25 protein-coding genes are annotated in these 25096 nt (G+C 74.2%); 16 read left to right on the forward strand and 9 right to left on the reverse strand.

The window, feature by feature from the left end:
• The first annotated feature begins 136 nt into the window (after nucleotides 1-136).
• Complete coding sequence (gene sbnA / locus AB0C87_RS26150) at nucleotides 137-1102, forward strand: 2,3-diaminopropionate biosynthesis protein SbnA (protein ID WP_360579995.1); 966 nt, start codon at nucleotides 137-139, stop codon at nucleotides 1100-1102.
• Between the two features lie 28 nt (nucleotides 1103-1130).
• Nucleotides 1131-2156 (forward strand): 2,3-diaminopropionate biosynthesis protein SbnB, encoded by a 1026-nt coding sequence (sbnB, locus tag AB0C87_RS26155; protein WP_353835239.1) that lies wholly within the window; start codon nucleotides 1131-1133, stop codon nucleotides 2154-2156.
• An 8-nt stretch (nucleotides 2157-2164) separates the two neighbouring features.
• Here sbnB and AB0C87_RS26160 read toward each other — a convergent pair whose 3' ends face one another.
• Nucleotides 2165-3055, reverse strand: coding sequence for an NAD(P)H-binding protein (locus tag AB0C87_RS26160; protein ID WP_360579997.1), 891 nt, complete (start codon nucleotides 3053-3055; stop codon nucleotides 2165-2167).
• Between the two features lie 73 nt (nucleotides 3056-3128).
• On the opposite strand from AB0C87_RS26160, the gene AB0C87_RS26165 reads away from it, so the two are divergent.
• Nucleotides 3129-3791 carry a TetR family transcriptional regulator gene (locus AB0C87_RS26165; protein ID WP_353835237.1) on the forward strand — a complete coding sequence of 221 codons (663 nt, stop codon included), beginning with the start codon at nucleotides 3129-3131 and terminating at the stop codon, nucleotides 3789-3791.
• A gap of 41 nt (nucleotides 3792-3832) precedes the next feature.
• On the opposite strand, the gene AB0C87_RS26170 is transcribed toward AB0C87_RS26165, so the two are convergent.
• A complete protein-coding gene (locus AB0C87_RS26170) occupies nucleotides 3833-5074 on the reverse strand; it encodes an MFS transporter (protein WP_360580000.1) in 1242 nt (413 codons plus the stop codon).
• A 168-nt stretch (nucleotides 5075-5242) separates the two neighbouring features.
• Between AB0C87_RS26170 and AB0C87_RS26175 the strand changes: the two genes are divergently transcribed.
• The gene (locus AB0C87_RS26175) at nucleotides 5243-5710 is read left to right on the forward strand and encodes a MarR family transcriptional regulator (protein ID WP_345187464.1); all 468 of its coding nucleotides are present in this window, start codon (nucleotides 5243-5245) and stop codon (nucleotides 5708-5710) included.
• A gap of 60 nt (nucleotides 5711-5770) precedes the next feature.
• On the opposite strand, the gene AB0C87_RS26180 is transcribed toward AB0C87_RS26175, so the two are convergent.
• Nucleotides 5771-6577 (reverse strand): SAM-dependent methyltransferase, encoded by an 807-nt coding sequence (locus AB0C87_RS26180; RefSeq protein ID WP_353835235.1) that lies wholly within the window; start codon nucleotides 6575-6577, stop codon nucleotides 5771-5773.
• Nucleotides 6578-6731: 154 nt separating this feature from the next.
• Entirely contained in the window at nucleotides 6732-7325 is a 594-nt protein-coding gene (locus AB0C87_RS26185; protein WP_360355528.1) for a Uma2 family endonuclease, read from the reverse strand.
• Between the two features lie 146 nt (nucleotides 7326-7471).
• Between AB0C87_RS26185 and AB0C87_RS26190 the strand changes: the two genes are divergently transcribed.
• Both AB0C87_RS26190 and AB0C87_RS26195 read left to right on the forward strand, forming a co-directional pair.
• Nucleotides 7472-7714 carry a hypothetical protein gene (locus AB0C87_RS26190; protein ID WP_179836019.1) on the forward strand — a complete coding sequence of 81 codons (243 nt, stop codon included), beginning with the start codon at nucleotides 7472-7474 and terminating at the stop codon, nucleotides 7712-7714.
• 92 nt (nucleotides 7715-7806) lie between these two features.
• On the forward strand, nucleotides 7807-8904 hold the full coding sequence (locus tag AB0C87_RS26195; protein WP_345187473.1) for an acyl-CoA dehydrogenase family protein: 1098 nt from the start codon (nucleotides 7807-7809) through the stop codon (nucleotides 8902-8904).
• On the opposite strand, the gene AB0C87_RS26200 is transcribed toward AB0C87_RS26195, so the two are convergent.
• Entirely contained in the window at nucleotides 8879-9289 is a 411-nt protein-coding gene (locus tag AB0C87_RS26200; protein ID WP_345187474.1) for a DUF2000 domain-containing protein, read from the reverse strand. The genes AB0C87_RS26195 and AB0C87_RS26200 overlap by 26 nt on opposite strands.
• A gap of 64 nt (nucleotides 9290-9353) precedes the next feature.
• On the opposite strand from AB0C87_RS26200, the gene AB0C87_RS26205 reads away from it, so the two are divergent.
• From AB0C87_RS26205 to AB0C87_RS26215, 3 genes are all read left to right on the forward strand, one after another.
• Nucleotides 9354-10160, forward strand: coding sequence for an AraC family transcriptional regulator (locus tag AB0C87_RS26205; protein ID WP_360580002.1), 807 nt, complete (start codon nucleotides 9354-9356; stop codon nucleotides 10158-10160).
• 15 nt (nucleotides 10161-10175) lie between these two features.
• Nucleotides 10176-11174 (forward strand): ADP-ribosylglycohydrolase family protein, encoded by a 999-nt coding sequence (locus AB0C87_RS26210; RefSeq protein WP_360580004.1) that lies wholly within the window; start codon nucleotides 10176-10178, stop codon nucleotides 11172-11174.
• Between the two features lie 86 nt (nucleotides 11175-11260).
• Nucleotides 11261-12058, forward strand: a complete 798-nt coding sequence (locus AB0C87_RS26215; RefSeq protein ID WP_360580006.1) for an alpha/beta hydrolase — start codon at nucleotides 11261-11263, stop codon at nucleotides 12056-12058.
• Here AB0C87_RS26215 and AB0C87_RS26220 read toward each other — a convergent pair.
• Entirely contained in the window at nucleotides 12055-12474 is a 420-nt protein-coding gene (locus AB0C87_RS26220; protein ID WP_353835361.1) for a TIGR03668 family PPOX class F420-dependent oxidoreductase, read from the reverse strand. The genes AB0C87_RS26215 and AB0C87_RS26220 overlap by 4 nt on opposite strands.
• Nucleotides 12475-12578: 104 nt before the next feature.
• Here AB0C87_RS26220 and AB0C87_RS26225 point away from each other — a divergent pair, with 104 nt between their 5' ends.
• Nucleotides 12579-13652 (forward strand): hypothetical protein, encoded by a 1074-nt coding sequence (locus AB0C87_RS26225; protein WP_360580008.1) that lies wholly within the window; start codon nucleotides 12579-12581, stop codon nucleotides 13650-13652.
• Here AB0C87_RS26225 and AB0C87_RS26230 read toward each other — a convergent pair.
• Both AB0C87_RS26230 and AB0C87_RS26235 read right to left on the reverse strand, forming a co-directional pair.
• Complete coding sequence (locus AB0C87_RS26230; protein WP_345182388.1) at nucleotides 13609-14412, reverse strand: enoyl-CoA hydratase; 804 nt, start codon at nucleotides 14410-14412, stop codon at nucleotides 13609-13611. The genes AB0C87_RS26225 and AB0C87_RS26230 overlap by 44 nt on opposite strands.
• 35 nt (nucleotides 14413-14447) lie before the next feature.
• Entirely contained in the window at nucleotides 14448-15107 is a 660-nt protein-coding gene (locus AB0C87_RS26235) for a class II aldolase/adducin family protein (protein ID WP_360580011.1), read from the reverse strand.
• Between the two features lie 71 nt (nucleotides 15108-15178).
• On the opposite strand from AB0C87_RS26235, the gene AB0C87_RS26240 reads away from it, so the two are divergent.
• Nucleotides 15179-16096 carry a carbohydrate kinase family protein gene (locus AB0C87_RS26240; protein WP_360580013.1) on the forward strand — a complete coding sequence of 306 codons (918 nt, stop codon included), beginning with the start codon at nucleotides 15179-15181 and terminating at the stop codon, nucleotides 16094-16096.
• Between the two features lie 43 nt (nucleotides 16097-16139).
• Here the strand turns inward: AB0C87_RS26240 and AB0C87_RS26245 are convergent, their stop codons facing one another.
• Complete coding sequence (locus AB0C87_RS26245) at nucleotides 16140-16781, reverse strand: ACT domain-containing protein (protein WP_345182382.1); 642 nt, start codon at nucleotides 16779-16781, stop codon at nucleotides 16140-16142.
• A 194-nt stretch (nucleotides 16782-16975) separates the two neighbouring features.
• On the opposite strand from AB0C87_RS26245, the gene grpE reads away from it, so the two are divergent.
• The 5 genes from grpE to AB0C87_RS26270 all read left to right on the forward strand — a co-directional run.
• Nucleotides 16976-17629 carry a nucleotide exchange factor GrpE gene (gene grpE, locus AB0C87_RS26250; protein WP_360580015.1) on the forward strand — a complete coding sequence of 218 codons (654 nt, stop codon included), beginning with the start codon at nucleotides 16976-16978 and terminating at the stop codon, nucleotides 17627-17629.
• Nucleotides 17630-17634: 5 nt separating this feature from the next.
• The gene (locus AB0C87_RS26255) at nucleotides 17635-19218 is read left to right on the forward strand and encodes an Hsp70 family protein (protein ID WP_360358373.1); all 1584 of its coding nucleotides are present in this window, start codon (nucleotides 17635-17637) and stop codon (nucleotides 19216-19218) included.
• A 28-nt stretch (nucleotides 19219-19246) separates the two neighbouring features.
• Entirely contained in the window at nucleotides 19247-21877 is a 2631-nt protein-coding gene (locus AB0C87_RS26260) for a hypothetical protein (protein WP_360580017.1), read from the forward strand.
• Nucleotides 21877-23136, forward strand: coding sequence for a hypothetical protein (locus tag AB0C87_RS26265; protein ID WP_360580018.1), 1260 nt, complete (start codon nucleotides 21877-21879; stop codon nucleotides 23134-23136). The genes AB0C87_RS26260 and AB0C87_RS26265 overlap by 1 nt, the downstream gene beginning before the upstream one ends.
• A 2-nt stretch (nucleotides 23137-23138) precedes the next feature.
• Nucleotides 23139-25096, forward strand: a 1958-nt coding sequence (locus tag AB0C87_RS26270; protein ID WP_360580020.1) for a hypothetical protein, incomplete at its 3' end; no start/stop codon positions are given.

A 25096-nucleotide genomic window follows, 5' to 3' on the forward strand; every position in this document is an offset into this window, starting at 1 on the left:
CCAGCGAGTAATCAGGGGGGTTGCGGCAGCAAGATGCCCGAAGGTACCGTGATGCCTCGCCATGGCTCTGGCGTGAAGCCCGCGGCGAACTTCGGGGGAAGACGAGGGAATTGCTTCTTCATTTCAGGATGGCAGCGTGCCGATAATAACCTCGCCGCAGGAATTCAACGTCGACGACCTTTACGTCAATCTTCGGCATGTCATCGAACGCCCGCTCTACCTCAAATGCGAGGGCTTCAATTTCGCCGGTTCGGTGAAACTGAAGGCGGCCGCGGCGATGGTCGAGGCGGCCGAGCGCGACGGCGCGCTCACCCCCGACTCGATCATCGTGGAGTCGTCGTCGGGCAACCTCGGGATCGCGCTCAGCCTGATCGCCGCGAGCCGCGGCCTGCGGTTCGTGTGCGTCACCGACCCGCGCTGCAACCCGGCCTCGATGCGGGTCATGCGGGCCCTCGGCGCGGAGGTGCGCGTGGTGTCCGACCGGGACGCCAACGGCGGCTACCTCGGCGGGCGCATCGACTACGTCCGGAACCTGTGCGCGTCCGGGGACGGCTACGTGTGGCTGAACCAGTACGCCAACCGCAACAACTGGCTGGCGCACTACCGCGGGACCGCCCCGGCGATCGACCGCGAGTTCCCCGACCTGGAGGTCCTGTTCGTCGGCGCCGGGACGACCGGCACGCTGATGGGCTGCGCCCGCTACTTCCGCGAGCACCGCCGACCGGTCACCGTCGTGGCGGTGGACGCGGTCGGCTCCGTCACCTTCGGCGGCATCCCCGAGCGCCGGATGGTGCCGGGCCTCGGCACCAGCAGCAGGCCGGACCTCGTGGACGAGTCGTTCGTCGACGACGTCGTGCACGTCCCCGAGACCGACACGATCCGGACCGTCCACGCGCTGGCCGCGCGGGGGTTCCTGTTCGGCGGCTCCACCGGCACCGTCGTGTCGGGCGCCTCCCGCTGGCTGGAGGCCAAGTACCCAGGCGAGGACCCCGTGGCCGTGGCCATCGCCCCCGACCTCGGCGAACGCTACCTCGATTCCATCTACGAGGAGAACTGGCTGCGCGAACACTTCGGCGACCCGGCCGCTATCCTCGCCGACTGATCATCTACAGGAATACGGAGTTCCCCACATGACGCAGGCCCCAACGTTCGCCGTGGTCTCCGGCGCCCAGGTTCACGAGGCGGTCGCCGGGCGCGAGGCGGAGGTCACCCGGATGGTCGAGGCGGCCTACCGGCTGCACGGCGAGGGCCTGACGGTCAACCCGGACTCCTACTTCCTGCGCTTCCCCGACCGCCCGTCCGACCGGATCATCGCCCTGCCCGCCTCGGTCAAGGGCGAGGTCGGCGTGCACGGCATCAAGTGGATCTCCAGCTTCCCCGGCAACGTCGCGAACGGCATCCCCCGCGCGTCGGCGGTGCTGATCCTCAACGACGCCGAGACGGGCTACCCGTTCGCGTGCCTGGAGAGCTCCATCATCTCCGCCGCCCGCACCGCCGCGTCCGCCGCGCTGGCCGCCGCGGCCCTCGCCGACCGCCGCGGCCCGCGCCCCCGCCGGGTCGGCTTCGTCGGCGCCGGCCTCATCGCCCGCTACATCCACACCTATCTGGCGGGCAACGGCTTCGCCTTCGACGAGCTCGGCGTCCACGACCTGTCGCGCGAGCACGCCGAGGGGTTCCAGGGGTACCTGGAGCGCACCGAGAAGGGCGAGATCACGATCCACGACTCGGCCGAGTCGCTGATCCGCTCGTCCGACCTGGTCGTCTTCGCGACCGTCGCGGGCGAGCCGCACGTCACCGAACCGGGCTGGTTCGCGCACCACCCCCTCGTCCTGCACGTGTCGCTGCGCGACCTCTCCCCCGAGATCATCCTGTCGTCGTACAACGTCGTGGACGACGTCGAGCACTGCATGAAGGCGAACACGTCCCCGCACCTGGCCGAGCAGCGGGTCGGCCACCGCGACTTCGTCGCCGGGACCCTGTACGACGTCCTCACGGGCGCGACGACCCCGCCCGCCGACAAGCCGGTGGTGTTCTCACCGTTCGGCCTCGGCGTCCTGGACCTGGCCGTGGCGAAGTACGTCTACGACCAGGTCGCGTCGTCGGGCGGGCTGAACACCGTCCCCGGCTTCTTCCACGAGATGAAGCGCTACGGCTGACGACCCCTTCAGGCGTGCACCGCGGGCCTGAGGACCTCCTCGCACCACTGCCGGAAGGTGGTCGGGGTGTCGATCGCGTGCCGTGGCGTGCGGACGACCGCGTCGTCCAGGCCGTCCTCCTTGGCCGCCAGCATGTCCAGCATGCTCCGCACCATGGCGCCGGACATGCCTCGGGTGGTGAGCCGGTCCGCGAGGGTCTGGGGGGAGACCTGCCTGTACTGGACGGAGGTCCCGAGAACCTCGGAGATGACGGCGGCCATGGCGTTGTACGACAGGTTCTCAGGGCCCAGCAAGGGGATCTCTTCCTGGCCGGTCCAGGAGGTGTCGAGCAGCAGGCGGGCGGCGACGGCCGCGATGTCCCGCGTGGCGACGACGCGCAGCTCGCGGTCGGGAGAGACCACGTCGAAGAACAGGCCCTGCTCCCTGATCGTCTCGACCTGCCGGAGCACGTTGTCCATGAACCCGGACGCGGCCAGCGCGCGGAAGGCGACCCCGGTGCCGGCGATCAGGTCGTCCATGGCCAGCGACGCGGTCACGTGCCCGGCCCTGGCCGCCTGGGGGGTCCCGCGGCCGAGGGCGCTGACGTCCACGACGCGCTTGACCCCGAGGTCGCGCATCGCGTCCGCCGCCGGCCTCGTGAAGCCCAGGAACGACTCCTTCACGTCGGCGGCGCGGGGATCCGAGGGCAGCAGCCAGAAGACGGCGTCGGCCCCCTCGAAGGCTCGGGCGACGACCCGCGCGTCGCCGTGCGACCCTTGGACGACATCGACACGTTCCCGCACGCCGGCCGGCAGCTTGGCCGGATCGCGCGCGATGACGCGGAGCGGCTCGCCGGCCGCGAGGACGTGGTCGACGATCTGGTGCCCGATGTTCCCGGTGGGAGCGGTAATGACGATCATGGCTTCCCTCCAACGGCTCGCCATGGAAATAAGTAAACTCAACCGTACCGTTTATTTTTGAGGACGCAACCCGATGAGTGCAGCAGGCGCATCCGCGCCGCGGGGCCGGCAGCGGCGCGGTGAGGAGCTGCGGCGCCACATCCTGCTGGTGGCCAAGGACGTGTTCCTGGAGACCGGCTACGAACGGGCGTCGATGGACACCGTCGCGACGCGCGCCGGGACGTCGAAGCGGTCGCTGTACGCGCATTTCGAGAGCAAGGACAAGCTGTTCCTCGCCGTCATGGACTGGGTCCGCGAGCTCTACCTGGGCAGGCTGAAGACCCCGGACGCCTACGCCGAGGACCCCGCCGAGGCGGTGGCGCTGTTCTGCGGGCGCTTCCTGCAGCTGATGGTCTGGGAACCCCAGGTGCGGACCTGCCGGCTCTCCATCGCCGAAGCCGAGCGCCTGCCCGGCAGCTCCAGCGCCTACTTCGACGCCATCTTCGCCAGCACCGAGGAGCGGCTCACCGGCTACCTGGCCGAGCACGACGTCCAGGACGCCGCGGCCCTCGCCCGGGACCTGCTCGCCCGGACGGTGCTGCCGCGCCTGTTCCGCACGCTCCTCAACGTCGACGACCCGAGCCGGGACGACCCCGGCGAGCAGGTCCTGCCCGAAGCCGTGGATCTTCCCGCGATCCGCCGCCTGGTGTCGGCGGCCCTGCGGGGAGGTCAGGCGACGGCTTCGTCCACGGGATGAAGCCGTCGCCTGCGCCCGGTCGCGGCGAGCGGGGTACGGGGTCAGGAGCGGGCAGGTTCCGTCTCGACGCGAGTGGCGCCGTGGTCGGAGGCCACGGCGGACCCGCGGGTCACCGGGGCAGAGGCCGCAGTGGTGCGGGCTTGGCTCAGTTCGAGCCGGTGTGACACGACGGCCAGCACCAGAGCGGAGGCGGCCAGGACGGCCCCGACGGCGTTCGGAGCCGTGTAGCCGAGGCCCGCGGAGATCACCAGGCCGCCGAGCCAGGCGGACAGGGCGTTGCCCAGGTTGAAGGCGCCGATGTTCACCGCGGAGGCGAGCGTCGGCGCGCCGTGGGCGTGGTCCAGGACGCGCTTCTGCAGCGGCGGGACGGTGGCGAAGCCCAGAAGGCCGATGAGGAAGACGGCCACGACGGACGCGGCCTTGCCGGAGGCCAGGAAGGTGAACAGCAGCAGGACCAGCGCGAGGCCGCCGAGAGCGGTGAAGAGCATCGGCATGAGCCTGCGGTCCGCGAAACGGCCGCCGATGAGGTTCCCGGCCACCATGCCCAGGCCGAAGACCACCAGCAGCCAGGTGACGGAGGACTCCGCGAAGCCGCCGACCTCGGTCATCATCGGCGCGATGTAGGTGATCGCGGCGAACACCCCTCCGAAGCCGAGGACCGTCATGGCCATGGCCAGGACGACCTGGGTGCTCCTGAAGGCGGCCACCTCGTGCCGCAGCCGCACCCCTTCCGGCCTGGGCACGTCCGGTACCAGCCTGGCGACGCCGGCCAGGCCGAGCACGCCGAGGGCGGCGACGATCAGGAAGGTCACGCGCCAGCCGGCGGTCTGGCCCACGAACGTGCCGAGGGGCACGCCGACGACGTTGGCCACGGTCAGGCCGGTGAACATCATGGAGATGGCGCCGGCCTTCTTCTCCGGCGCGACGAGTTCGGCGGCCACGACGGAGCCGATGCCGAAGAAGGCGCCGTGGGCCAGCGACGCCACCACCCGGCCGGCCAGCATGACGGCGAAGACCGGGGCGACGGCGGAGATGAGGTTGCCGACGATGAACAGGCCCATGAGCAGCATGAGCATCGTCTTACGAGAGATCTTGGTGCCGAGGACGGTCATGACCGGTGCGCCGATCATGACGCCGAGGGCGTAGCCGGTGACCAGGAACCCGGCCGTCGGCACGGACACGCCGAGGTCCGCGCCGACCTGGGGCAGCAGCCCCATGATCACGAACTCCGTGGTGCCGATTCCGAAGGCCCCGATGGCCAGGGCCAGCAGTGCGAGCGGCATGGTGGGCGGTCCTCTCGACGTTCCAGGCAAGGTTGCACAGGCGTTCTATGAGAGTCGACAATAATTGCAGACGCGGGCTAATTGCAAGCGCGGGTATAGTGAGGTCCGTGACACGGCGGCCGGTCTGCCGGCGCGTCCGCTCGCACGACCCGACCGAGGGAGCTGCCCATGACCGCCACCGACCCGGCGATGACCGCACTGGCGCACGGCTGGTCGGCGCTCTCGCTGCTGCACGGGCGCATCGAGAGCAGAGTCGAGCGCGCCCTCCAGGCCGAACACCGGTTGAGCGCACGCGAGTACTCGCTGCTGGACGTCCTGAGCCGCCAGCACGACGGCGAGGGCGGACACCTGCAGATGCGGCAGGTCGCCGACTCGGTCGTCCTCAGCCAGAGCGCCACCACGCGGCTGGTGACCCGGCTGGAGGACCGCGGGCTGCTCTCCCGCTACCTGTGCCCCACCGACCGCCGCGGCATCTACACCGACGTCACCGACGCCGGCCTTCGCCTCCTGGAGGAGGCCCGCCCCACCCACAACACGGCGCTGCGCGAGGCCCTCGACCAGGCGGCCACCGAGCCGGCGCTCGCGCCCCTGGTCCAGGCGGTGCTGCAATTGCAGGACGACGTCCAGCCGGCATGATCTGCCGCACGCGGCGCCGCCGCGAAAGGCGCGACGGGCGCTCGACCCCGTGGCGGCCTGCTAGGGCTTCCTCGCGACGGCGGCGTACATGTTCGTGGCGGTGTCGGGGAGGACCGGCGCGCCGGGCGCGGGGCGCCAGCGCGGCATCGGGACGACGCCGGGGTCGAGGAGCTCCAGCCCGGTGAAGAGGCGCTCCACCTCGGCGTGGTCCCGCAGGTACATGGGGATGCCGCTGCTGGTGTAGTCATCGGCGAGCCGCCGCGACTCGGGCGCGAGGTCGCCGGTGGGGATGGTGACGGCGACGTGGCTGCCGGGAACGAGCGGAGCGACGAGCGCCTCCATCAGGCCCTGGGCGTCCTCGACGAACTGGAGCATCGCGATCACGGTCAGCGCGACCGGCCGGGACAGGTCGAGGACGTCGCGCAGCACGGGATCGGCGTGGAGCTTCTCGGGGGACCGCATGTCGGCCTCGATGTAGGCGGTGCGGCCCTCCGGCGTGCTGGCCAGCAGCGCACGCGCGTGGGCGAGGACGATCGGGTCGTTGTCGACGTAGACGACCCGCGCGTCCGGCGCCACCTCCTGGACCACCTCGTGCAGGTTCGGCGAGGACGGGATGCCGGTCCCGACGTCGACGAACTGCCGCACGCCCAGCTCGGCGAGATGGCGGCCCATCCGCTGCATGCAGGCCCGGTTGGCGATCATCGAGGTGCGCAGCCCCGGCCAGTTCGCCAGCACCGCGGCCGCGGTGTCCCGGTCGGCGGCGTAGTTGTCCTTGCCGCCGATGATGTAGTCGTAGACCCGTGCCGAGTGCGGTCGGTCGGTCTGCAGGTCCACCTCACCGGGCCGGCCCTGCGGAACGTCGGACATCTCCGGTACCGCCTTCGCTCGCGCCTCCAGATCCGGTGATCACTCTAGTTCCGGACCACCCGCCCGACCCCCCATTCCCCAACCCCGACCGGTTTCGGCGCCAGGGTGGACGCGCGGTGACCGCGGCCAGACGGTCCCGGTCACCACACCCGCCTCAGCCGAACTCGGAGGTGTCCAGCTCGATCGCGAACGGCTCCGGCAGCGGCAGCGGCTTGCCGAACGGCACCTGGTCCATGTGCCCGTAGTCCTCGCCGTCCGGCCCGCTGAACAGGCTCACCCTGTCCTCGTCACGGTCTACCAACAGGTAGAACGGAACTCCCGCCCGGGCGTACCCGGTCCGCTTCGCCTCTCGATCCCGTTTCGGCCTGCTGGACGTCACCTCGACCACCATGACGATCGCGTCATCACCCTCCACGGGCATCCACGAGGCAGCCCCCTGGAAGGGGTCCTTCTCTACGGATATAAACGTGATGTCCGGGATCACCCGGTTATCGGGCTTGCCCTCAACGCCAGGAACCACGAGGCCCTTGTTGCCGGAACACTCGAACTCGATGGCGCTGTAGCGGATGACCTGGCGGATGATCTTGCCGATGCATCGCTCGTGGTCGCCAAGGGGGGGTGGGGTCACGACGATCTCTCCGTCGATCAGCTCGGCTCGGAAGCCCTCCGGGGTGTCGAGGGCGAGGAAACCTTCCAGGACGACGTCCGCGTCATCGTGCGACAGAGGCTCTTGAACCATCACAGTCATGCCCTGCTCCTTTCCTCGCGAGCGAGTCTATGAGCAGAGCGCCACCTTTCGCATACAGATCGTAGTTGCCGAGCTTGACGGTCCCAGCGTACGGCGCTGCGCATCGCGCGGGACTTAGAACGAGCGCGAGTGGGCACGGTCTGTCTATGGATGAGCGAGATGTTCCGCGTGGGGACGTGCAGGAGCTGTCGGACTTCGAGCTGGTCGTGTACGAGACGGTGGCGGAGATCGACAAGGAGCGCGGGGCGGCGGACTTCGAGACGATCGGGGCGCTCGTGGACGCGCCCGAGGAGGATCTGTGGGCCGCGCTCGGCCACCTCGTGTCGATCAACCACCTGCACTCGACGAGCAAGGGGTACGTGCTCGGGCCGCACGACTGGGCGCCCTGACCGTCCCGGTGGATGGGAAGGGGCCGGAGGCGGGCGGCGGGCGCGCGGCACGATGACCCGGTAGGCCTGGGACACGTGTGGGAGGACGCCCGATGAAGCTCGTCGTCACCGAGGAACAGCGGGAGCTGCGGGACGCGCTGCGGCGCTTCTTCGCCGACCGGTCCCCCGCCGCCGAGGTGCGGCGGCTGATGGAGACGGCCGAGGGCCACGACCCGAAGGTGTGGCGGCAGATGGCCGAGCAGCTCGGGCTGCAGGGCCTCGCGATCGCCGAGGAGCACGGCGGCGCCGGGTTCGGCGTGCGGGAGCTGGCCGTGGTGTTCGAGGAGATGGGGCGGGCCGTCGTGTGCTCCCCCTTCCTCGCGACGATCACGGCCGCGGCGGCGCTGGGGGCCGGGGAGGGCGGGCACGACCTGCTCGCCGGCCTCGCGGACGGGTCGGTGATCGGGACGCTCGCGGTGGCCGAGGACGGCGGGTCCTGGGACCCCGCCTCGGTGCGGGCGACGTTCGAGGACGGAGTGCTGCGGGGGACGAAGAACTTCGTCCTGGACGGGCACATCGCCGACCTGGTCCTCGTGGCGGCCAGAGGCGGGGACGGGGTCGGGGTCTACGCCGTCGAGGACGCGGCGGGGCTCGTCCGGCACGCCCTCCCGACGCTCGACCAGACGCGGAGGCTGGCGCGGATCGAGCTGGACGGGGTCGCGGCGCGCAGGGTCGGGGGGCCGGACGCGCTGGCGCGGGCCCTGGACGTCGCGGCCGTGGCGCTGGCCGCCGAGCAGCTCGGCGGCGCGCAGCGGACCCTGGACATGACGGTCGAGTACGCGAAGGTGCGGCACCAGTTCGGGCGGCCGATCGGGTCGTTCCAGGCGGTCAAGCACCGGTGCGCCGACATGTTCGTGCTGGTGGAGTCGGCGCGGTCGGCGGTGCTGAACGCGGCGGCCGCCGCCGACGAGAGCCCGGACGAGCTGCCGGCCGCCGCCGCGCTCGCCCAGGCGTACTGCTCGGAGGCCTTCTTCCACACGGCGGGCGAGGCGATCCAGCTGCACGGCGGCATCGGGTTCACCTGGGAGCACGACGCGCACCTGTACTTCAAGCGGGCGCAGTCGTCCCGGGAGCTGTTCGGGTCGCCGGACCGGCACCGCGAGCGCCTGGCCGCCCTCGCCGGGCTCACGGGTGCAGCCGCAACCCCTTGAGCACCTTGTCCACGCCGTTCCTCGGGCCGTGGACGGCGAACCCGACCAGCGGCATCTCCTCGGCCGTGACGGCGCGGACGGTCGCGCGGTTCGCCTCGTCGTGGCCCGTCTTGAACATGTCCTCGATGTAGACGGCGACGTCCATCCCGCGGGCGAGGGCGCGGGCGTGGGCGGTCGAGATCGCCTCGGGCCCGGCCTCGTAGACCAGGACGGGCTGGCGGAACATCGCCAGGTAGGTGTTGCCGGACGCGTCCTCGTACGGCTCTCCGATGACGCCGGGGACGCCGCCCGCGACGGCGCTCGCGAGGAATGCGGTGACGTTGAGCCGCTGCCAGGCGGCCAGGTCGTCGCGGACCACGATCCCGATCTTGGTGTCGAAACGCATGCGGTCCAGCCTGGCCCGGACCGGGGCGCGCCGTCTTGAACGCTCGTGCGCCAGACTGGGGCGCGTGGACTGGAGCAGGTACTGGCGGTCGCCCGACCGCCCCTTGGAGGCGATGCACGCCCACTTCGAGCGGCACGCCTACCACCGGCACAGCCACGAGACGTACTCGTTCGGCGTCACCGAGGACGGCTACCAGGCGTTCCGGTGCCGGGGCGGGGCCCACACGAGCGCGGCCGGGATGGTCATCGCGTTCAACCCCGACGACCCGCACGACGGCCACGCCGCCGACGAGCTCGGCTTCACCTACCGCATCGTCCACGTGGGCGCCGAGCTGATCTCGGACGTGCTCGCCGACATCGCGGCGCGCCCGGTCGGGCTGCCGCTGTTCGACGCGCCCGTCGTGCCGGACCCCGCGCTCGCCCGGGCCCTGCGCGGGCTGCACGCGGCGCTGCTCGGCGGCGCGCCGGCCCTGCGGCGCGACGAGCTGCTGACCGCGGCCGTCGGGACGCTGGTCGACCGGGCCGCCACACGGCGGCTGCGGGCGGCGCCCGCCGGCGGCTTCGTCGAGCGGGCGCGGCGGCGCCTTGAGGAGTGCTACACCGACGACATCGGCGCCGACGCGCTGGCGGAGGCGGCGGGGTGCAGCCGGTTCGCGCTGTACCGGGGGTTCCGGCGGGAGTACGGGATGGCGCCGAGCGACTACCAGCGCCAGCTCCGCCTGCGCGCCGCGCGCCGCCTGCTCGCCGGGGGCGACGCGATCGGGGACGTGGCGGCCCGCACCGGTTTCGCCGACCAGAGCCATCTGACGCGCTGGTTCGTCCGCTGCTACGGCATGACCCCCGGCGGCTACCGCGATGCTTGTACGGGTTAGGGGAGAATGCCGCCCATGAGAAGGGCGAGCGGGGCGATGTTCGGGCTGGCGTACGGGGACGCGCTGGGCGCGCCGACCGAGTTCCTCACGATGAAGCAGATCCACCGGCGGTTCGGCGAGCACGGCCCCGCGCGGCTCGACGGCGACCCGGCGCTCGTCACCGACGACACCCAGATGGCGATCGCGGTCGGGCTCGGGCTGCTGGACGCCCTGGCGAACCCTCCGTTCACCCCCGATCTGATCACGCCGATGTGGCGGCGGCGCTTCGTCGACTGGCTGAACAGCCCGGACAACAACCGCGCGCCCGGGAACACCTGTCTGCGCGCGTGCGAGAACCTGGCCGCCGGGAAGCCCTGGGCGGAGGCCACCGTGGCGGGTTCCAAGGGGTGCGGCGCCAACATGCGCGTCGCGCCGGTCGGCCTCGCCCCGGGGCTGTCGGACGAGACGCGGGCTGGGGCGTCGCAGCTCCAGGCGGCCCTCACCCACGGGCATCCGACCGGGCTCGCGGCGAGCGAGCTGACGGCGTTCGCCGTCCGGTGGCTGGCCGACGGCATGGCCCCGTCCGACCTGCCCGCCGCGCTGCGGGCCCGCTGCCGCGACCAGCGCGGCGTCTACCACGAGCGCTGGCTCGGCACCCTGTGGCAGCAGCCCGGCGTCGACACCCCGGAGGCGTTCATCGCCCGGGGCTGGGACGAGTGCCTGGACGTCCTCGACCGCCTGGACGAGGCCGTCGCGCGCGGGGACCGGACGTCCGACCCGTGCGGGGCCACGGGCGCGGGGTGGGTCGCCGAGGAGGCGCTCGCCACCGGTCTGCTGTGCTTCCTGCTCTTCCCGGACGAGCCGGTCAGGGCGATCTGGCGCGGCGCGGCCAGCTCGGGCGACTCGGACTCGATCGCGTGCCTGGCCGGGGCGTTCGCGGGCGCGCACCTCGGCGTGGACGCCTGGCCGGGCGAGTGGTCCGCCCGCATCGAGTACGCCGCCGACCTCGCGAGGCTCGGCGAGGCCTGGGACTGATCCCGCGAGAGCACCGCTCTTGACTCTCGGTCGCCCTATAGCTAATTTCCTTAGCCATAGAGCTACAGCGATTCAAGGAGTGCGCGATGAGCGAGACCCGGTTCCTCGACCTTCCCGGCGGCCGGCTGGCCTACGACGACAGCGGCGACGGCCCGCTCATCGTGTGCCTCCCCTCGATGCTCGACCTGCGGTCGCAGTACCGGTTCCTCCGGCCGCTGCTCCTGGACGCCGGGTACCGCGTCGTGACCGTCGACCAGCGCGGGATGGGCGAGACCAGCGCGCGCTGGCCCGAGTACGGGAGCACGCCGCTGGCCCACGACCTGCTGGCCCTGCTCAAGCACCTGGACGCGGGTCCGGCGCTGGTCTACGGCTGCTCCAACGGCGCGGCCGCCGCGGTGTGGGTCGCGGCCGAGGCGCCCGAGCTGGTGAAGGGGCTCGTCCTGGCGGCGCCGTTCGTCCGGGACGGCAAGGGCGGCTTCGCGCAGAAGCTGACCACCGCCCTCATGCGGGTCCCCGGCCTGGCCCTGCCGCTCTACATGTCGTACTACCCCAAGTGGGAGCCGAAGCCCCCGGCCGACTTCGCCGAGCACAAGGCCAAGCTGAAGGCGAACCTCCAGGAGCCGGGCCGCGGCAAGGTCATCGCCGACTATCTGAGCATGTCCCACGCCGAGTCCGAGGCGCGGCTCGACCGGGTGCAGGCGCCCGCGCTCGTCATCATGGGCACGGGCGACATCGACTGGCCCGACCCGGCCGCCGAGGCCGAGTGGGTCGGCCGGCGGCTGGACGGCGAGGTCGTCCTGCTGGACGGCGCCGGCCACCACCCGCACGTGGAGTTCCCCGAGAAGGTCGCCGAGGCCGTCACGGCCTTCCAGCGCTCCCTCTAGGACGCCGACCAGCCCGTCCAGGCCTCGATGGTGACGGCGATGACCGGACCCTCCGGCGGACGCTCGCGGTACTGGGGGTAGCGGTCCGCCAGGAGCCGCACGGGTTCGGCCATGCGGGCGGGGTCGTCGACGACGGCCGCGTGACCGTCCACGCGGACCCACCAGAGGCGGTCCCAGTCGTCCTCGTAGTGGTCGGCCAGGAGCGCGACGCGGGGATTGGCCCGGATGTCGGCGAGGCGCCGCAGCTCCCGGGTGCTCTTGGGCTTGTGGTCGACGGCCGTGTAGACGGCGCCCCGGTGGACGGCGAACGTCACGGGGACGAGGTGCGGCCGGGCGTCCTCCCCCACGGTCGCGAGGCGCGCGACCGGCACGGTGGTCAGCAGGCGGCGCGCCTCGTCCGGCGCAAGCTTCGGCACCCCCTCAGACTGCCATGCCGCTCCCATGCCGCTCCCCCGCGCGGGGTAGGGCGCTCGGCCCCCGGCGGGAGGCGCGAGGACGGGGGCGCGGAGAGGCTCGTCCCATGGATTCGGTCGGGAGGCTGTGGCCGCGCTGGGCGGGGTACGCGGCCGGGGCATGGTCGGTGGGCGCGGTGGGGCTGGCCCTGTACTGGGCGAGCGGCGGGGAGACCGGATCTCCGCTGGCGGACGCCGATGCGGCGGCCTGGATGATCGCCGCTCTGCTGGGCGTCGGCGGGATCATGGCGGTGTCGAGCGTCCGCGACGTCGGGCGGCAGATGCCGCGGTGGTGGCCGCTCACCGGACTCTGGACGGCGTGCGTGCTGGCGGGGGCCGGAACGTTCGGCTTCGTGATGAACGCGCTGCAACTCGTCTTCGACGGGACGGTCGACGACTGGCCGAGGTTCGCCGTCGAGTCCCTGTGCGCGGTGGGCGCGGCCCTTCTCGCGGGGACGGCCCTGGCCTACCAGCGCGGCACGGCGGGAAGGTGCGCGCGGTGCGGCCGGGAGCACACCGGGACGGGGACCGCGATGGCTCCGCCTCCCGTGTCGCCCGCGCCGCGCGCGGTGCGGTGGGCCGCGTACGGCGGGGCTCTCGGCTTCGCGCCTTACGTCGCCATGAAGACGACGTGGGCGTTCGGGGGTTCCTTCGCGGGGATCGAGGGCGAGCAGGTCGTGGCCGAGTTCGAGCGCAACGGCGCGTCCGGGCTGGTCCTCACGCTGGAAAGGTACGGGCTGGACTTCACCACCCTGTCGGCGCTCGCCGGAGTCTTCCTGCTCATGGGGCTCACGCACGCATGGGGGCAGGTCTTCCCGCGCTGGGTTCCGCCCCTTGCCGGGCGAAGGGTGCCGCGCTGGCTGCCGCTCGCCCCGGCCTGGCTCGGCGCACTGACGCTCGGGCCCTACGGGGTCGCCGGGACCGTCGCGTACCTGCTGCCGCCCGTCCTCGGGCTGCGCGACCTCCCGCACGACGGGCTCATCAGCGGCTGGTCCGGCTGGACGGTCGCGGCGTGCGGGATCGGCGCGTTCGCCGCCTACGGCGTGGCGCTGGGCACGGCCGCGTGGTCGTACCAGCGGCGGACCCGGCCGCTGTGCGTCAGTCCTGGAAGTCCGGGGGGCGGTGCTCCCTCCGCGCCTTGATCGCCTCTTCGAAGTTGTGGGTGGTGAGGCGGACGTACAGCTGGGCGAGTCCCTCCTGGCCCATGTGGGCGTCGAGGCTGGCGGCGTCCAGGCTCGACCACAGCATCCGCTTCGTCAGCTCGGTGCCGGGGCGGCTGAACCCGGCGATCCGCTCGGCCAGCTCGTAGCAGGCGTCGAGGAGCTTGTCGCCGGGGACGACGCGGGACAGCAGGCCGATCCGCTCGGCCTCGGCGGCCTCCACGTCGCGACCGGACAGCATCAGCTCGAACGCCCGGGACGCGCCGATCGCGCGCGGCAGCAGGTAGCTGAGGCCGAGCTCGCTCGCGGTCAGCCCGTTGTTGATCCCGGCCGCGCGGAACAGGGCCGTCTCCGCGCCCAGCCTGATGTCGGCGGCGAGCGACAGGCACAGGCCGCCGCCGATCGCCGGGCCGTTGACCGCCGCGATGACCGGCTGGTGGACGCGCCGCATCGCCCGCACCACGTCGTCCAGCAGCTCCATCGAGCGCAGCGCGATGGTCGGGAGCGTCAGCCCGTCGATGCCCGGGATGTTCCCCGGGTTCTCCAGGTCGGCCCCCGAGCAGAACCCCCGGCCCGCTCCGGTGATGACGACGACGCGGGTCCCGTTGTCGCGGCTGACCTCCTCCAGGGCCTCCCGGAAGGGCACCATCACGTCGAACGCCATCGCGTTCATCCGCTCGGGCCGGTTGAGGGTGATGAGGGTGACGTTCGGGCGCGGCTTGTCGACCAGGACGAAGGGCAAGGCGGGCCTCCCAGAGTGACCTAACAAGCGTTAGGTTACACGCGGGGGAAGTCGGGCGGCGCGAGGCCCCGCTCGACCACCTTCGCCAGCTCCTCCTCCGTCAGGACGCGCGGCTCCCCGATCGTCTTCGCGCGGACGTACACCCCGCACAGCCACTCCAGGAGGCGCGCGTTCTCGTACGCCTCCTCCAGGTCGCGGCCGATCGTGACGCCCCCGTGGTTGGCCATCAGCGCGGCGCGCTTGCCGCCCGCCATGGCCGTCCGGACGTTCTCGGCGAGTTCGGGCGTCCCGTAGGTGGCGTACTCGGCGACCTTCACCACGCCGCCGAGCAGGAGCGTGTTGTAGTGGATCGGCGGCAGCTCGCTCATGGTCGTCGCCACGACGGCGCCATAGGTGGAGTGGGTGTGCACGACGGCGGCGGCCGGGCGCCCCTCAAGGGAGGTCGCCTCGTAGAGGGCGAGGTGCATCGGGGTCTCGGACGACGGCGCCTTGTCCCCCTCGACCCACCGGCCGGCGATGTCCACGACCGGGCAGTCGGCCGGCTCCATCCGGTCGAGCATCATCCCGCCCGGCGTGACCGCGACCAGATCGCCGGACCGGACGCTGACGTTGCCGGACGCGCCCGTCACCAGCCCGGTCGCGGCCAGCCTCCGGCCGACCCCGCACAACGCGTCCCGCTCGTCCCTCAGCAACATGCGAATACCTCTCACATTCCGTGGCCTGCACCGCGTACGCTACGGCCCAGACGATCACTAAGGGGCCGGACATGACCGTCGTCACTCTCGGCGCGCACATCCTGGACGTGCTCGCCCGCCCGGTGGAGGGCATCCCGGACGGCCAGGGCACCGTCGTCGTCGAGCGGATCCGGGTGACCGCGGCGGGCGCCGCCGCCGGGACCGCCGTCGCCCTGGCCCGCCTCGGCAACGAGGTCGTCTCGGTCGGCGCGATCGGCGCCGACGACCTCGGCGACCTGCTGGTCACGATCATGGCGCGCGAGGGCGTGGACGTGCGCGGGCTCGTCCGGCGGACGGCCGAGCAGACCAGCGCGTCGATCCTGCCGATCCGGCCGGACGGCGGGCGCCCGAGCTTCCACGTCCCCGGCGCGAACCTGACCCTCGCCCCGGACGCGGTCGGGCCGGGCCTGCTGGAGGCGGCGAACGCGGTGCACCTCGGCGGCCCCGACGTCACGTTCGGCCTCAACGACCCGGCCTTCCTCGCCGTGCTCGACGCCGCACGCGAGGCCGGCGCCGTCGTGACGATGGACCTGCTGTCCACCATGCCCGACCTGCTGGACGGCGCCGCCGCCTTCCTGCCCCACGTCGACCACTTCCTGCCGAACGAGGAGCAGGCCGCCCTCATGACCGGCGAGGACGACCCGGAGAAGGCCGCCGCCGCGCTGCTCGCGCGGGGGCCCCGCACGGTCGTCGTCACGCTCGGCGGGGAGGGCAGCATCGTCGCCACCGCCGAGGGCGCGCACCGGCTGCCGGCGCTGCCCGTCGAGGTCGTCGACACGACCGGCTGCGGCGACGCCTACTGCGCGGGGTTCATCACCGGCCTGACGCACGGGAAGGACGTGCTGGAGGCCGCGCGCTGGGGCACCGCCGCGGCGGCCACCGTCGCCCAGGGGCTCGGCTCCGACGCCGGCCTCACCGACCTGGACGCGGTCCTCGCCCTGCTGGACTGACCTCGCCCCGCCGGACCGGCACGGGCCGGAACGACGCGGGCGCTCAGAGCGGGGACGCGCCGCGGACCCGGTGCAGGACGGCGTTGGCGGCCCCGGCGAGCTGCTCCAGCCGGAACACCTCCGTCCGGTGGAACGGCGGCGCGCCCGTCCGCGCGACCACCAGCGCGACCCCGCCCGCCGCGAGCGGGCAGACCGCGAAACGCGTGCCGTCCGGCGCCGTGAACGCCCGCGGCCTCAGCGGCCGCAGGTCCGGCAGGACCGTCCCCGGCTCGCCGCCCGCGCTGGCGTGCACGAGGACCGCCTCGTCCTCCCCCTTCAGCTCGGCGAGGCCCGCCCAGTCGGCGCTCAGGACGGCCGGGACGGCGTCGGCGAGGATCTCCAGGCCGCGCTCCGGAACGGCCGCGACCTGGCCGATCACGGCCGCGTCGGGATGGGCGCCCTGCGGCTCGGCCGTCGGCCAGATCCCGACGACCTCCACGCCCGGCACCGAGCCGAGTCCCCCGGTCAGCCGCTCGGAGTCGGCCCCCGCGGGCCACGCGACGGTGAAGTCGTCCATCGCCCGCCCGTTGTCGCGCTCCAGCACCGTCATCTGCACCACGTCCGCGCCCGCCGCGCCGAGGGTCCGCGCGACCTGCCCTAGCGAACCGGGGCGGTCCGGCAGGCGCACCCTTATTCGCAGCAACATCGCCACCTCCAGTCTCCGTGCGAGGTCCCCAGCTTCGGCGACACCCGTTTCCCCTGTGTTACCCAGACGTGTCATCCCAAGAAAACGGCACGGAAAGTCGGTGCTGGAACGGCGGGCACGGGTCAAACTAGAGTCCGGTGGAGGTCATCGGTTGGCCTGACGTCTCCTGCCGTCCAGCATTAAGGTGACTCTACGTGTCGAGGGACGGGGAACCCCCAGTCAGCGAAGCCTCCGGTGCCGGGCCCGAGCCGGCGCGCGCCGGGCACGCCGGGGACGCCGGCGGGGACGACGTGGGCGCGGTGCTGCACGCCGAGGTGAGGGACGCCCTCGCCGGGCTCACCGCCCGCCTCGACCGCGAGCGCGAGCGCGCGGAGCACCGCGAGGCCGTCATCGACCGGCTCCACGAGGAGAACCAGCGGCTGCGGCGCGGGGAGCTGCAGTCGATGCTGGAGCCCGTCCGCGCGGCGCTGTACCGGCTGCACGACCAGGCGCGCCGCGAGGCCGAACGGCTCAGCGCGCCCGATCTCGCCGAGGCGCCCGACCCGCGGCGGACGGCGGTGCTGCTGGCGGCGCTGGCCGACGACGTCGCCGACGCGCTCGCGCGGCTCGGCGTCGAGCGGTTCACCGTCGAGCCGGGCGCCCCCTACGACGCGTCCCGGCACCGCCCGGTCGCGGTCACGCCCGTCGAGGACCCCGTGGCGGACGGCACCGTCACGGCCGTGCAGTCCGACGGGTTCGAGCAGAGCGGAAAGGTGCTGCGCAAGGCGGCGGTCAGCGTCGGCAGGCTCGCCGAGCCGGCGCCCGCCGGCGAGGCGTCGCACAACGGACAGACGACGAACAGCGGGTGAGGGACATGGCCGTCTACGGGATCGACCTGGGAACGACGTACTCCTGCATTGCCTCCATCGACGACGTGGGCCGGCCCGCGGTCCAGCGGAACCTGGAGGGCACCGACACCACGCCGTCCGTCGTGTTCTTCGAGAGCGGCGAGAACGTCGTCGTCGGCCAGACCGCGAAGGACACCGCGGTCCTGGAGCCCGACAACGTCGTCAGCCTCATCAAGCGGGACATGGGCCGCGACGTCACCCGCCCCATCCACGGGATCGACTTCACGCCCGAGGAGGTGTCGGCGTTCATCCTGCTGAAGCTGGCGACGGACGCGCGCACCACCACCGGCGAGGAGACCCGCGACGTGGTCATCACCGTCCCGGCCTACTTCGGCGTGGCCGAGCGCGACGCGACCCGCAAGGCGGGGCGCATCGCTGGGCTGAACGTCATCGACATCGTGTCCGAGCCGATCGCCGCCGCGATCACCTACGGCGTCCTCAACCCCGAGACCGACCGCACGATCCTGGTGTACGACCTCGGCGGCGGGACGTTCGACACCACGGTCATCGCGCTGCGCGGGGGCCACATCGAGGTGGTGTGCACCGACGGCGACCACGAGCTCGGCGGCGCCGACTGGGACGCCCGGCTCGTGGAGCACCTGGCCGAGCGGTTCCGCGCCGAGCACCCCGACGCCGGCGACCCGCTGGACGACCGGCAGACCGAGCAGCAGCTGCGCCGCGACGCCGAGGACGCCAAGAAGGCCCTCACCACCCGCACGTCCCACACCGTCCGGGTGATGCACGCCGGGCGGGTCGCCTCGGTCGAGGTGACGCGGGAGAAGCTGGAGGAGCTGACCCAGGACCTCCTCGACCGCACCGTGGAGATCACCGGCCGGACGCTGGCCACCGCCGCCGAGAAGGGCGTCGAGGACTACGACGACCTCGTCCTCGTCGGCGGCTCCACGAAGATGCCGGTCGTCGCGGCGCGGCTGCAGACCGAGCTCGGCCTCGCCCCCCGCCTCCAGGACCCCGACCTCGCGGTCGCCAAGGGGGCCGCCCTGTACGCGTTCGAGGAGACCTACCGGCGGCTCGTCCAGGAGGGCGCCGCCGAGCGCGCCGAGGAGATGGCGAACCGGGCGGGCCTGTCGGCCGAGCAGCAGAAGCAGATCGCCGGGCGGCGGATCAGGACGGTCGCCTCGCACGCGTTCGGGATCGTGGTCGTCGACCGGGAGACCGGCGCCGAGAGCGTCGCGCACCTCGTGCACGCCAACGACGAGCTGCCCGCCGCCAGGACCGAGGACTTCTTCACCGTCTACGACGACCAGACCTCGGCCGACGTCCGGGTCATGGAGCAGGCCGGCGTGGTGGAGTCCGCCGACCTGATCGACAACACCGAGATCGCGACCGGCGAGATCCGCGTCCCGCCGGGCAAGAAGTCGGGCTGGCCGATCGGGGTGACGTTCGAGCTCGACTCCTCCGGCCTGCTGAACGTCACGGCCGTGGAGAAGGAGACCGGGGAGCGGCTGGAGCTGAAGGTGGACGTCGGCGGCATGTCGGAGGAGGAGGTCGAGCGCTCCCGCAAGGCCCTCTCCCGGGTCCAGGTCAGCTGAGCGGGCCGCGGATCCCCTGGAGGCGCCCGTGGCGTTCGACGAGGACTACCGGCGGGAGGTGCTGGAACCCGCGCGGGCCGCGGGCGACCGGCCCCCCGAGGACCTGCGCGTCCGCTACGCGCTGGACGGGGCGCTGGACGCGGCGGCCGTCGCGGCGCGGGTCAGGCTGGTCCGGCAGTGCTGGCGGCGGGCCCGCGGGCAGCTGAAGTACCGCAAGCTCATCGACCGGCTGGAGGCCGAGCACCGCGAGCTGGCGCCGCTGTTCTCCGCCGCCGAGCGCGGCGACACGCGCCCGCTGGAGGCGCGGCTGCGCGGCGGCCGCGAGCTCGCCGAGCGCCGCCTCGGCGAGGCCCGCGCCCGCCTCGCCGACGCGGCCGGGGCGCTGCGGATGGCCACGCCCGCCGAGGTCGAGGCCATCGCCCGCACCTCCGGGGTGCGGGGCGAGGAGCTGGCGGGGCCGGCCGCCGCCGACGGCGTCGAGATCCGCGAACCCGACGCGCTGCCGTCCGCCGCGCCCTACCCCGCGTACCGGAAGGTGCGCGAGTCGCTGGACGTCCTCGGCAGGCGCCACCTCGCCGACTTCCTCTTCGGCGCCCGCCTCACCGGCCCGATGCGCGTCCTGGACGGCTTCGCCGTGCCGGGCGGCGGCCTGCGCCCGGACGGGGACGCGGTCGCGGCGGCCGGAGCCGAGTGGGCGCGCCGCAGCCGCGACACCACCACCACGCACGCCGACACCGTGCTGGCCGCGCTCCGCTCGGGCGCCGACCTGCCCGCACTGCTGCTTTTCGACATCGCCGACCGGCTCCGCGAGCGCCTGCGGCAGCGGGCGTCCGAGCGCGCCCTGCTCCGGTACGCCGCCGAGGAGCTGGGCGTCGAGCAGGGCGATGCCCGCCGCCTGGTGTTCGCCGTCGTGCGCGAGACCGACCGGGGCGGCGGCCTCGCGGGGCGGCTCCGCGCGCTGCTGGACTCCGGCGACGTGCACGCGGCGGCCGGGCTGGCCGACGCCGCGCGGGTCCCGCACCCCTCCCCCGGCGCCGAGCCGCCCGAGGAGGAGGTGCTCGCCGCCGAGGCCCGGCACCGCCTCGGCACCGCGCTGCGCCTGCGCGAGGCCGCGTCCGCCGAGCCCGACCCGGACCGCGCCCACCGCCTGCTCGCCGACGCGCTGCGGCTCGTCCGGGACCTGCCGGGCGCCGCCGCCCACCAGCGGCGCCTGCCGCCGCGCCCGGTCCCGGCGGTCCACGCCGACGTGGACGGCGCGGCGGTGCGGCTGTCCTGGGAGGATTCGCCGTCCACCGGCGGCGAGGTGGTCCACCACGTCGTGCGGCGGACGGGCAGGGCGCCCCGCGACGTCCGCGACGGCACGGCCGTCGGCGGGGCGCTGGACGCGCGCCCCCCGGTCAACGTGCCGCTGTACTACGGGGTGGTCGCGGTGCGGGGCGAGGCCGCCGCGGCGCCGGCGGTGGCCGGGCCGGTGGTCGTGCGGCCCGAGCCGGGCGAGGTCGAGCTGACCGCCGGGGACGGGCAGGTCACGGGTCGCTGGCGGTGCCCCGCGGAGGCGGTGCGGGTCGTCGTGGCGCGGGACGGCCAGGACGTCGCGGCGGGCCGGGACGGGTTCCGGGAGCGCGTCCCGAACGGGCGGACGCACCACTACCGGATCGCCGCCGTCTACCTCGACGCGTCCGGGCGCGAGGTCGTCACCGACGGGGTGCGGGCGTCGGCCACGCCGAGCGCGCCGCCCGAGCCGGTGTACGAGCTGGCCGCCGGGACAGACGCGGCCGACCCCGGGCTGGTGCGGGCCCGGTTCGCGCCGCCCGCGCACGGGACGGTGGAGCTGGTGCTCTGCCCGGGTCCTCCGCCGTGGCCGCGCAGCGCGCTCGTCCCCCTGGAGGAGGTGCGGCGGGAGACGCGGCGGCTCGCGTGCGCGCAGACGGAGGGCGGGCTCGCGGTGCGGCCGGGCGCCGGGGGGTGGCTGCTCGCGGTGACGGTCGCGGAGGGCATGGCCGCGATCGGCGCCTACCACCGGCATGTGAACCTGCCGCCGCCGCGCCGGCTGGTCGCCGAGCGGCGCGGCGACTACGTGCACGTCGGGTTCGACTGGCCGCCCGACGTCGCGGAGGTCGAGGTCGCCTACCGGATCGGGCGGGCCGCCGGGGCGGAGGCCGCGCGGTCCGGCGACTCCGCGCACGTCCCGGTCCAGGCCGCGCAGAGCGTCACCCGGGCCGCCTACGACACCCAGGGCGGCATCCGGCTGCCCGTCCCCGAGGACGCGCCCGTCGAGCTGTCCGTCGCCGCGGCCGGGACGGTGGGCGGCGCGCGGATGACCGGGCCGCCGGCGACCGCGGAGGTCGCGGCGCGCACGATCGTCCACTACGACGTGCTGCGGTCGGGTCCGCCGTGGCGGCGGACGCTGACGCTCCGGCTCCACTCGTCCCGCCCGCTGCGGGTGGCGCGGCTGTCGCTGGTGCTGCGCGCCGGGCGGGTGATGCCGCAGCGCGCCGCCGACGGCGAGACCCTCGGCGCGTGGGACGGGGTGCCCGTGCCGGGCGAGCTGTCGCTCGGCGCCCCGTCCGCGTCAGGCCCGTACTGGCTGCGCTGCTTCGCCGACGACGACGCCGTCGAGCTGAGCGATCCCCCCGTCCGCCGACTCCAGGTTTCCTGATGACGAGACCCCTGGCCCGGGTGGGAATCCCCGGCGTGCCGTCCCGGCAGGGCATCACCTGCCCCTACTGCTTCGCGTCCGTCGCTCCGCAGCGGATCCTGTTCCGGTGCCGGGGGCAGTCCGGGCGCCGGCAGGGCTGCGTCCCCGTCCTGGACGAGCGGCTGGCCGAGTACACCGGCTCGACGGCGGGGGCGTCGCTGCCGCCGGTGTTCGCCGCGCCCGGGCGCAAGGGCCGGGCCGACTGCCCCGGGTGCGGGGTGCCGACCGGGAACCGCGCCTGCCCCGAGTGCCACAACCCGCTGCCGTCGGCGTACTGCGACTCCCCCGGCCGGATCGTCGCGCTCGTCGGGGCGAAGAACGCCGGGAAGAGCACCTACATCGCCGTCCTGCTGCACGAGCTGATGAACCGGGTGGGGACGGAGCTGGACGCGTCGCTGGTCGCGTGCGACGACCGGACGATCGAGCGGTACAAGCGCGACTTCGCCCGGCCGCTGCTGGAGGAGCGGCGGCTGCTGCCGACGACGCCGAGCGCCGCGACCGGCCCGCGCGAGCCATTGGTCTACCTGCTCACCCGGACCCGGACCCGGAAGGGGCGCTTCGCCCGGCCCCGCAACGAATCGCTGGCGCTGGTGCTGTTCGACACCGCGGGGGAGGACCTGCGCAGCCGCGAGGCCACCGACCTGCACCTGCGGTACCTGGAGGCCGCCGACGCGATCATCTTCCTGGTCGACCCGCTGGAGCTGCCGGGCGCGCGGCCGGGCGTGCTCGACGCGGTGCCGGGCCCGCGCGCGGCCGGGGACGATCCCGGCGGAGACGGTCCGGACGGCGACCCGCTGGACGTCATCGCGCGCGTCACCGAGGCGCTGCGGCTGCGGCACGGCACCCGTCCGGGCGAGCCGCTGCCCGTTCCCGTCGCGGTCGCGCTCACCAAGATCGACGTGCTGCGGCCGGGGCTGCTGCGCCAGTCGGCGCTGCACCGGTCGCGGTCCGGGCAGGGCGTCCTCGACCTCGACGACCGGGACGCGGTGAACGAGCAGGTCCGCGCGCTCCTGCACGACTGGCAGGCGGGGCGGCTCGACACCTACCTCGGGCAGCAGTACGCCGACCACGCGCTGTTCGGCCTGTCGGCGCTCGGCGGCGTCCCGGAGGAGGGGCGCGTCGGCGCGGGCGGCGTCCGGCCGTACCGAGCGGAGGATCCGCTGCTGTGGCTGCTGTACCGGTTCGGGATGCTCGACGGCGTCCGGCCGGGAGGGGCGTAGCGGTGGCCTGGCAGCTGCACTACACCTCCGCCCGGAGCGGGCCCACCGGCCGGGCCGGGTTCCAGTTCGTCGCCGAGACGCCGGGCCTGCCGGACGGGACGCGGGCCGCGGTCACGCCGTACCTGTCGTACCGCCCGCCGCCGGACGCGCCGCTCTCGCCGGGCGACGCCGAGCTCGACCTGTTCCCCGTCTCGCTGCTGTACGACGAGGTGGACGGCCGCCCCCTGCTGCTGCGGTGCCGCTACCTCGGCCGCGACTACTCGGGCCGCTACGGCAACTTCTTCGCGCACGCGGTGGTGGCCGAGCCCGAGGAACTGGAGGGGCTGCGGCCCGCCGAGCTGTGGCAGGCCGCGCACTGGACGCCGCTGCCCGCGCCCGGGCCCGACCTCGACCCGCTGGAGGAGCTGACGCCGGGATCCGCGCTCGACCCGGAGGCGCTCGCCGGGTGGCTCGCCTCCGCCGGTCCGGGCGACCCGTACGCCCGGCTCGCCCTCCTGGTGGACGCCGTCGCGGGCGTGCTCCTGCGGGGCCACGGGCGGGTCGTCCTCGTCGCCGACGACGTGGAGGCGATCGCCCGCTGGATCGCGGTCGTGTCGTACTCGCTGCCGGTCGCGGCGGCGGCGCGGCTGACGTTCGTCACCTACACCGCCGACCCGGACGGCGCCGCGCAGCGCCTGGTCGGCACGACGCCCGCCGTCTGGGCCGGCGCCCAGAACCACGCCTCGCACGCGTCCGCGTTCGACCTCCGCGACGGCGTCCCGGACGGCGGGGCGAGCCGCTTCGCCAGGACCGTCGCCCGCTGCTGGCGCGCCCGCGACTTCGGCGGCCTGGACGCCCTCGCCGAGCTGGCGCCGCCGGACGACCCCGCGCGGGAGGGCGCCGCCGCGCTGCTGGCGCTGTGCCGGGGCGACGCGAGCGTGACGCCGGAGGAGCAGGGCGCGGCGGCGGAGCTGCTGGCGCGGCGCGGAACCGCCGTCCCCGCCTGGGTGTGGCGCGACCTCGCGCCGGGCGTCCCGGCGATGGGCCTCGATCTCGCCCTCGCCGTGCACGGGCGGGCGCGGGCGGCCGGGGCGGCGGACCTCGCCGGCCGGTGCGCGCGGCGCGTCGGCGCGCTGGTCTCCGAGAGGCTCACGGCGGCGTCCCGCCTGACGGAGGTCGCGGAGGCCGCCGAGGTGGCGGAGCGGGCCGGGGTCCCGGCCGACCCCGGCGAGGTGACGGCGGCGGCGGCGCGCTGCGTCCGGCGCGGCCTCGCCGAGCCGGAGGCGGCGCTCGCCGCCCGCCCGGCCGGGCTGCGGGACGCGCTGCTGGACGGGATCGTCGCCGGGCTCGCCGGATCCGGCGACCGGGCGGCCGCCCTCACCGCCGGGACCTGCGACCTGCTCTACGAGCACGCCGGACGGCTGCGCGCCGCGCCCGAGGTGGCGGTCGCCGTGCTGGCGTCGGTCGGGCGGAGGCATCCCGGCCGCCGGGTCGCGGTGACGGGCGAGCTGCTGCGCCTGGACGGCGGCGGCGCGGACATCGGCGACGCGCTCCGCGGGCTCTGGGCGACGCCCCCGTCCGCCTCCGCGTGCCTCGACCTCCTGGACGCCTGCGGGTCCGCGCCGCCGCCCCCGGCGCTGGCGGAACTGCCGTCGCGGACCTTCGCGCGGCTCGCCTCCACGGGCGGCGATGGCCTCACGGACCCGGCGACCCTGCGGCTCGCCGAGCGGGTCCGCGAGCTCATGCCGGACGGGCGCGCCGGACGCGACGCGGCCCTCGTCCAGGCGTACGGGACGGCCATCACCGCGGGCCCGCCGCGGGCCGCGCGGGCGCTGGAGAGCCTCGCCGACGCCGGCGGCACCACCGGGCTCCTCGCCTGCGAGGCGTTCGCCGACGCGGCGCGGCGGCTGTCCCTGCGGCCGCCCGGGGGAAGGGCGGGAGTGCGGGCGGGCGCGGCGCCCCGCCGCCGCCCCCCCGGGCG

Source organism: Actinomadura sp. NPDC048021 (assembly GCF_040653135.1).
GTDB classification, from domain to species: domain Bacteria; phylum Actinomycetota; class Actinomycetes; order Streptosporangiales; family Streptosporangiaceae; genus Spirillospora; species Spirillospora verrucosospora.

Bases quoted from the DNA above. Each gene is read 5' to 3' on its own strand.
- sbnB (WP_353835239.1), top strand. From the start codon at position 1,131: ATGACGCAGGCCCCAACGTTCGCCGTGGTCTCCGGCGCCCAGGTTCAC.
- AB0C87_RS26160 (WP_360579997.1), bottom strand. From the start codon at position 3,055: ATGATCGTCATTACCGCTCCCACCGGGAACATCGGGCACCAGATCGTC.
- AB0C87_RS26165 (WP_353835237.1), top strand. From the start codon at position 3,129: ATGAGTGCAGCAGGCGCATCCGCGCCGCGGGGCCGGCAGCGGCGCGGT.
- AB0C87_RS26170 (WP_360580000.1), bottom strand. From the start codon at position 5,074: ATGCCGCTCGCACTGCTGGCCCTGGCCATCGGGGCCTTCGGAATCGGC.
- AB0C87_RS26175 (WP_345187464.1), top strand. From the start codon at position 5,243: ATGACCGCCACCGACCCGGCGATGACCGCACTGGCGCACGGCTGGTCG.
- AB0C87_RS26180 (WP_353835235.1), bottom strand. From the start codon at position 6,577: ATGTCCGACGTTCCGCAGGGCCGGCCCGGTGAGGTGGACCTGCAGACC.
- AB0C87_RS26185 (WP_360355528.1), bottom strand. From the start codon at position 7,325: ATGACTGTGATGGTTCAAGAGCCTCTGTCGCACGATGACGCGGACGTC.
- AB0C87_RS26190 (WP_179836019.1), top strand. From the start codon at position 7,472: ATGGATGAGCGAGATGTTCCGCGTGGGGACGTGCAGGAGCTGTCGGAC.
- AB0C87_RS26195 (WP_345187473.1), top strand. From the start codon at position 7,807: ATGAAGCTCGTCGTCACCGAGGAACAGCGGGAGCTGCGGGACGCGCTG.
- AB0C87_RS26200 (WP_345187474.1), bottom strand. From the start codon at position 9,289: ATGCGTTTCGACACCAAGATCGGGATCGTGGTCCGCGACGACCTGGCC.
- AB0C87_RS26210 (WP_360580004.1), top strand. From the start codon at position 10,176: ATGAGAAGGGCGAGCGGGGCGATGTTCGGGCTGGCGTACGGGGACGCG.
- AB0C87_RS26215 (WP_360580006.1), top strand. From the start codon at position 11,261: ATGAGCGAGACCCGGTTCCTCGACCTTCCCGGCGGCCGGCTGGCCTAC.
- AB0C87_RS26225 (WP_360580008.1), top strand. From the start codon at position 12,579: ATGGATTCGGTCGGGAGGCTGTGGCCGCGCTGGGCGGGGTACGCGGCC.
- AB0C87_RS26235 (WP_360580011.1), bottom strand. From the start codon at position 15,107: ATGTTGCTGAGGGACGAGCGGGACGCGTTGTGCGGGGTCGGCCGGAGG.
- AB0C87_RS26240 (WP_360580013.1), top strand. From the start codon at position 15,179: ATGACCGTCGTCACTCTCGGCGCGCACATCCTGGACGTGCTCGCCCGC.
- AB0C87_RS26245 (WP_345182382.1), bottom strand. From the start codon at position 16,781: ATGTTGCTGCGAATAAGGGTGCGCCTGCCGGACCGCCCCGGTTCGCTA.
- AB0C87_RS26255 (WP_360358373.1), top strand. From the start codon at position 17,635: ATGGCCGTCTACGGGATCGACCTGGGAACGACGTACTCCTGCATTGCC.
- AB0C87_RS26265 (WP_360580018.1), top strand. From the start codon at position 21,877: ATGACGAGACCCCTGGCCCGGGTGGGAATCCCCGGCGTGCCGTCCCGG.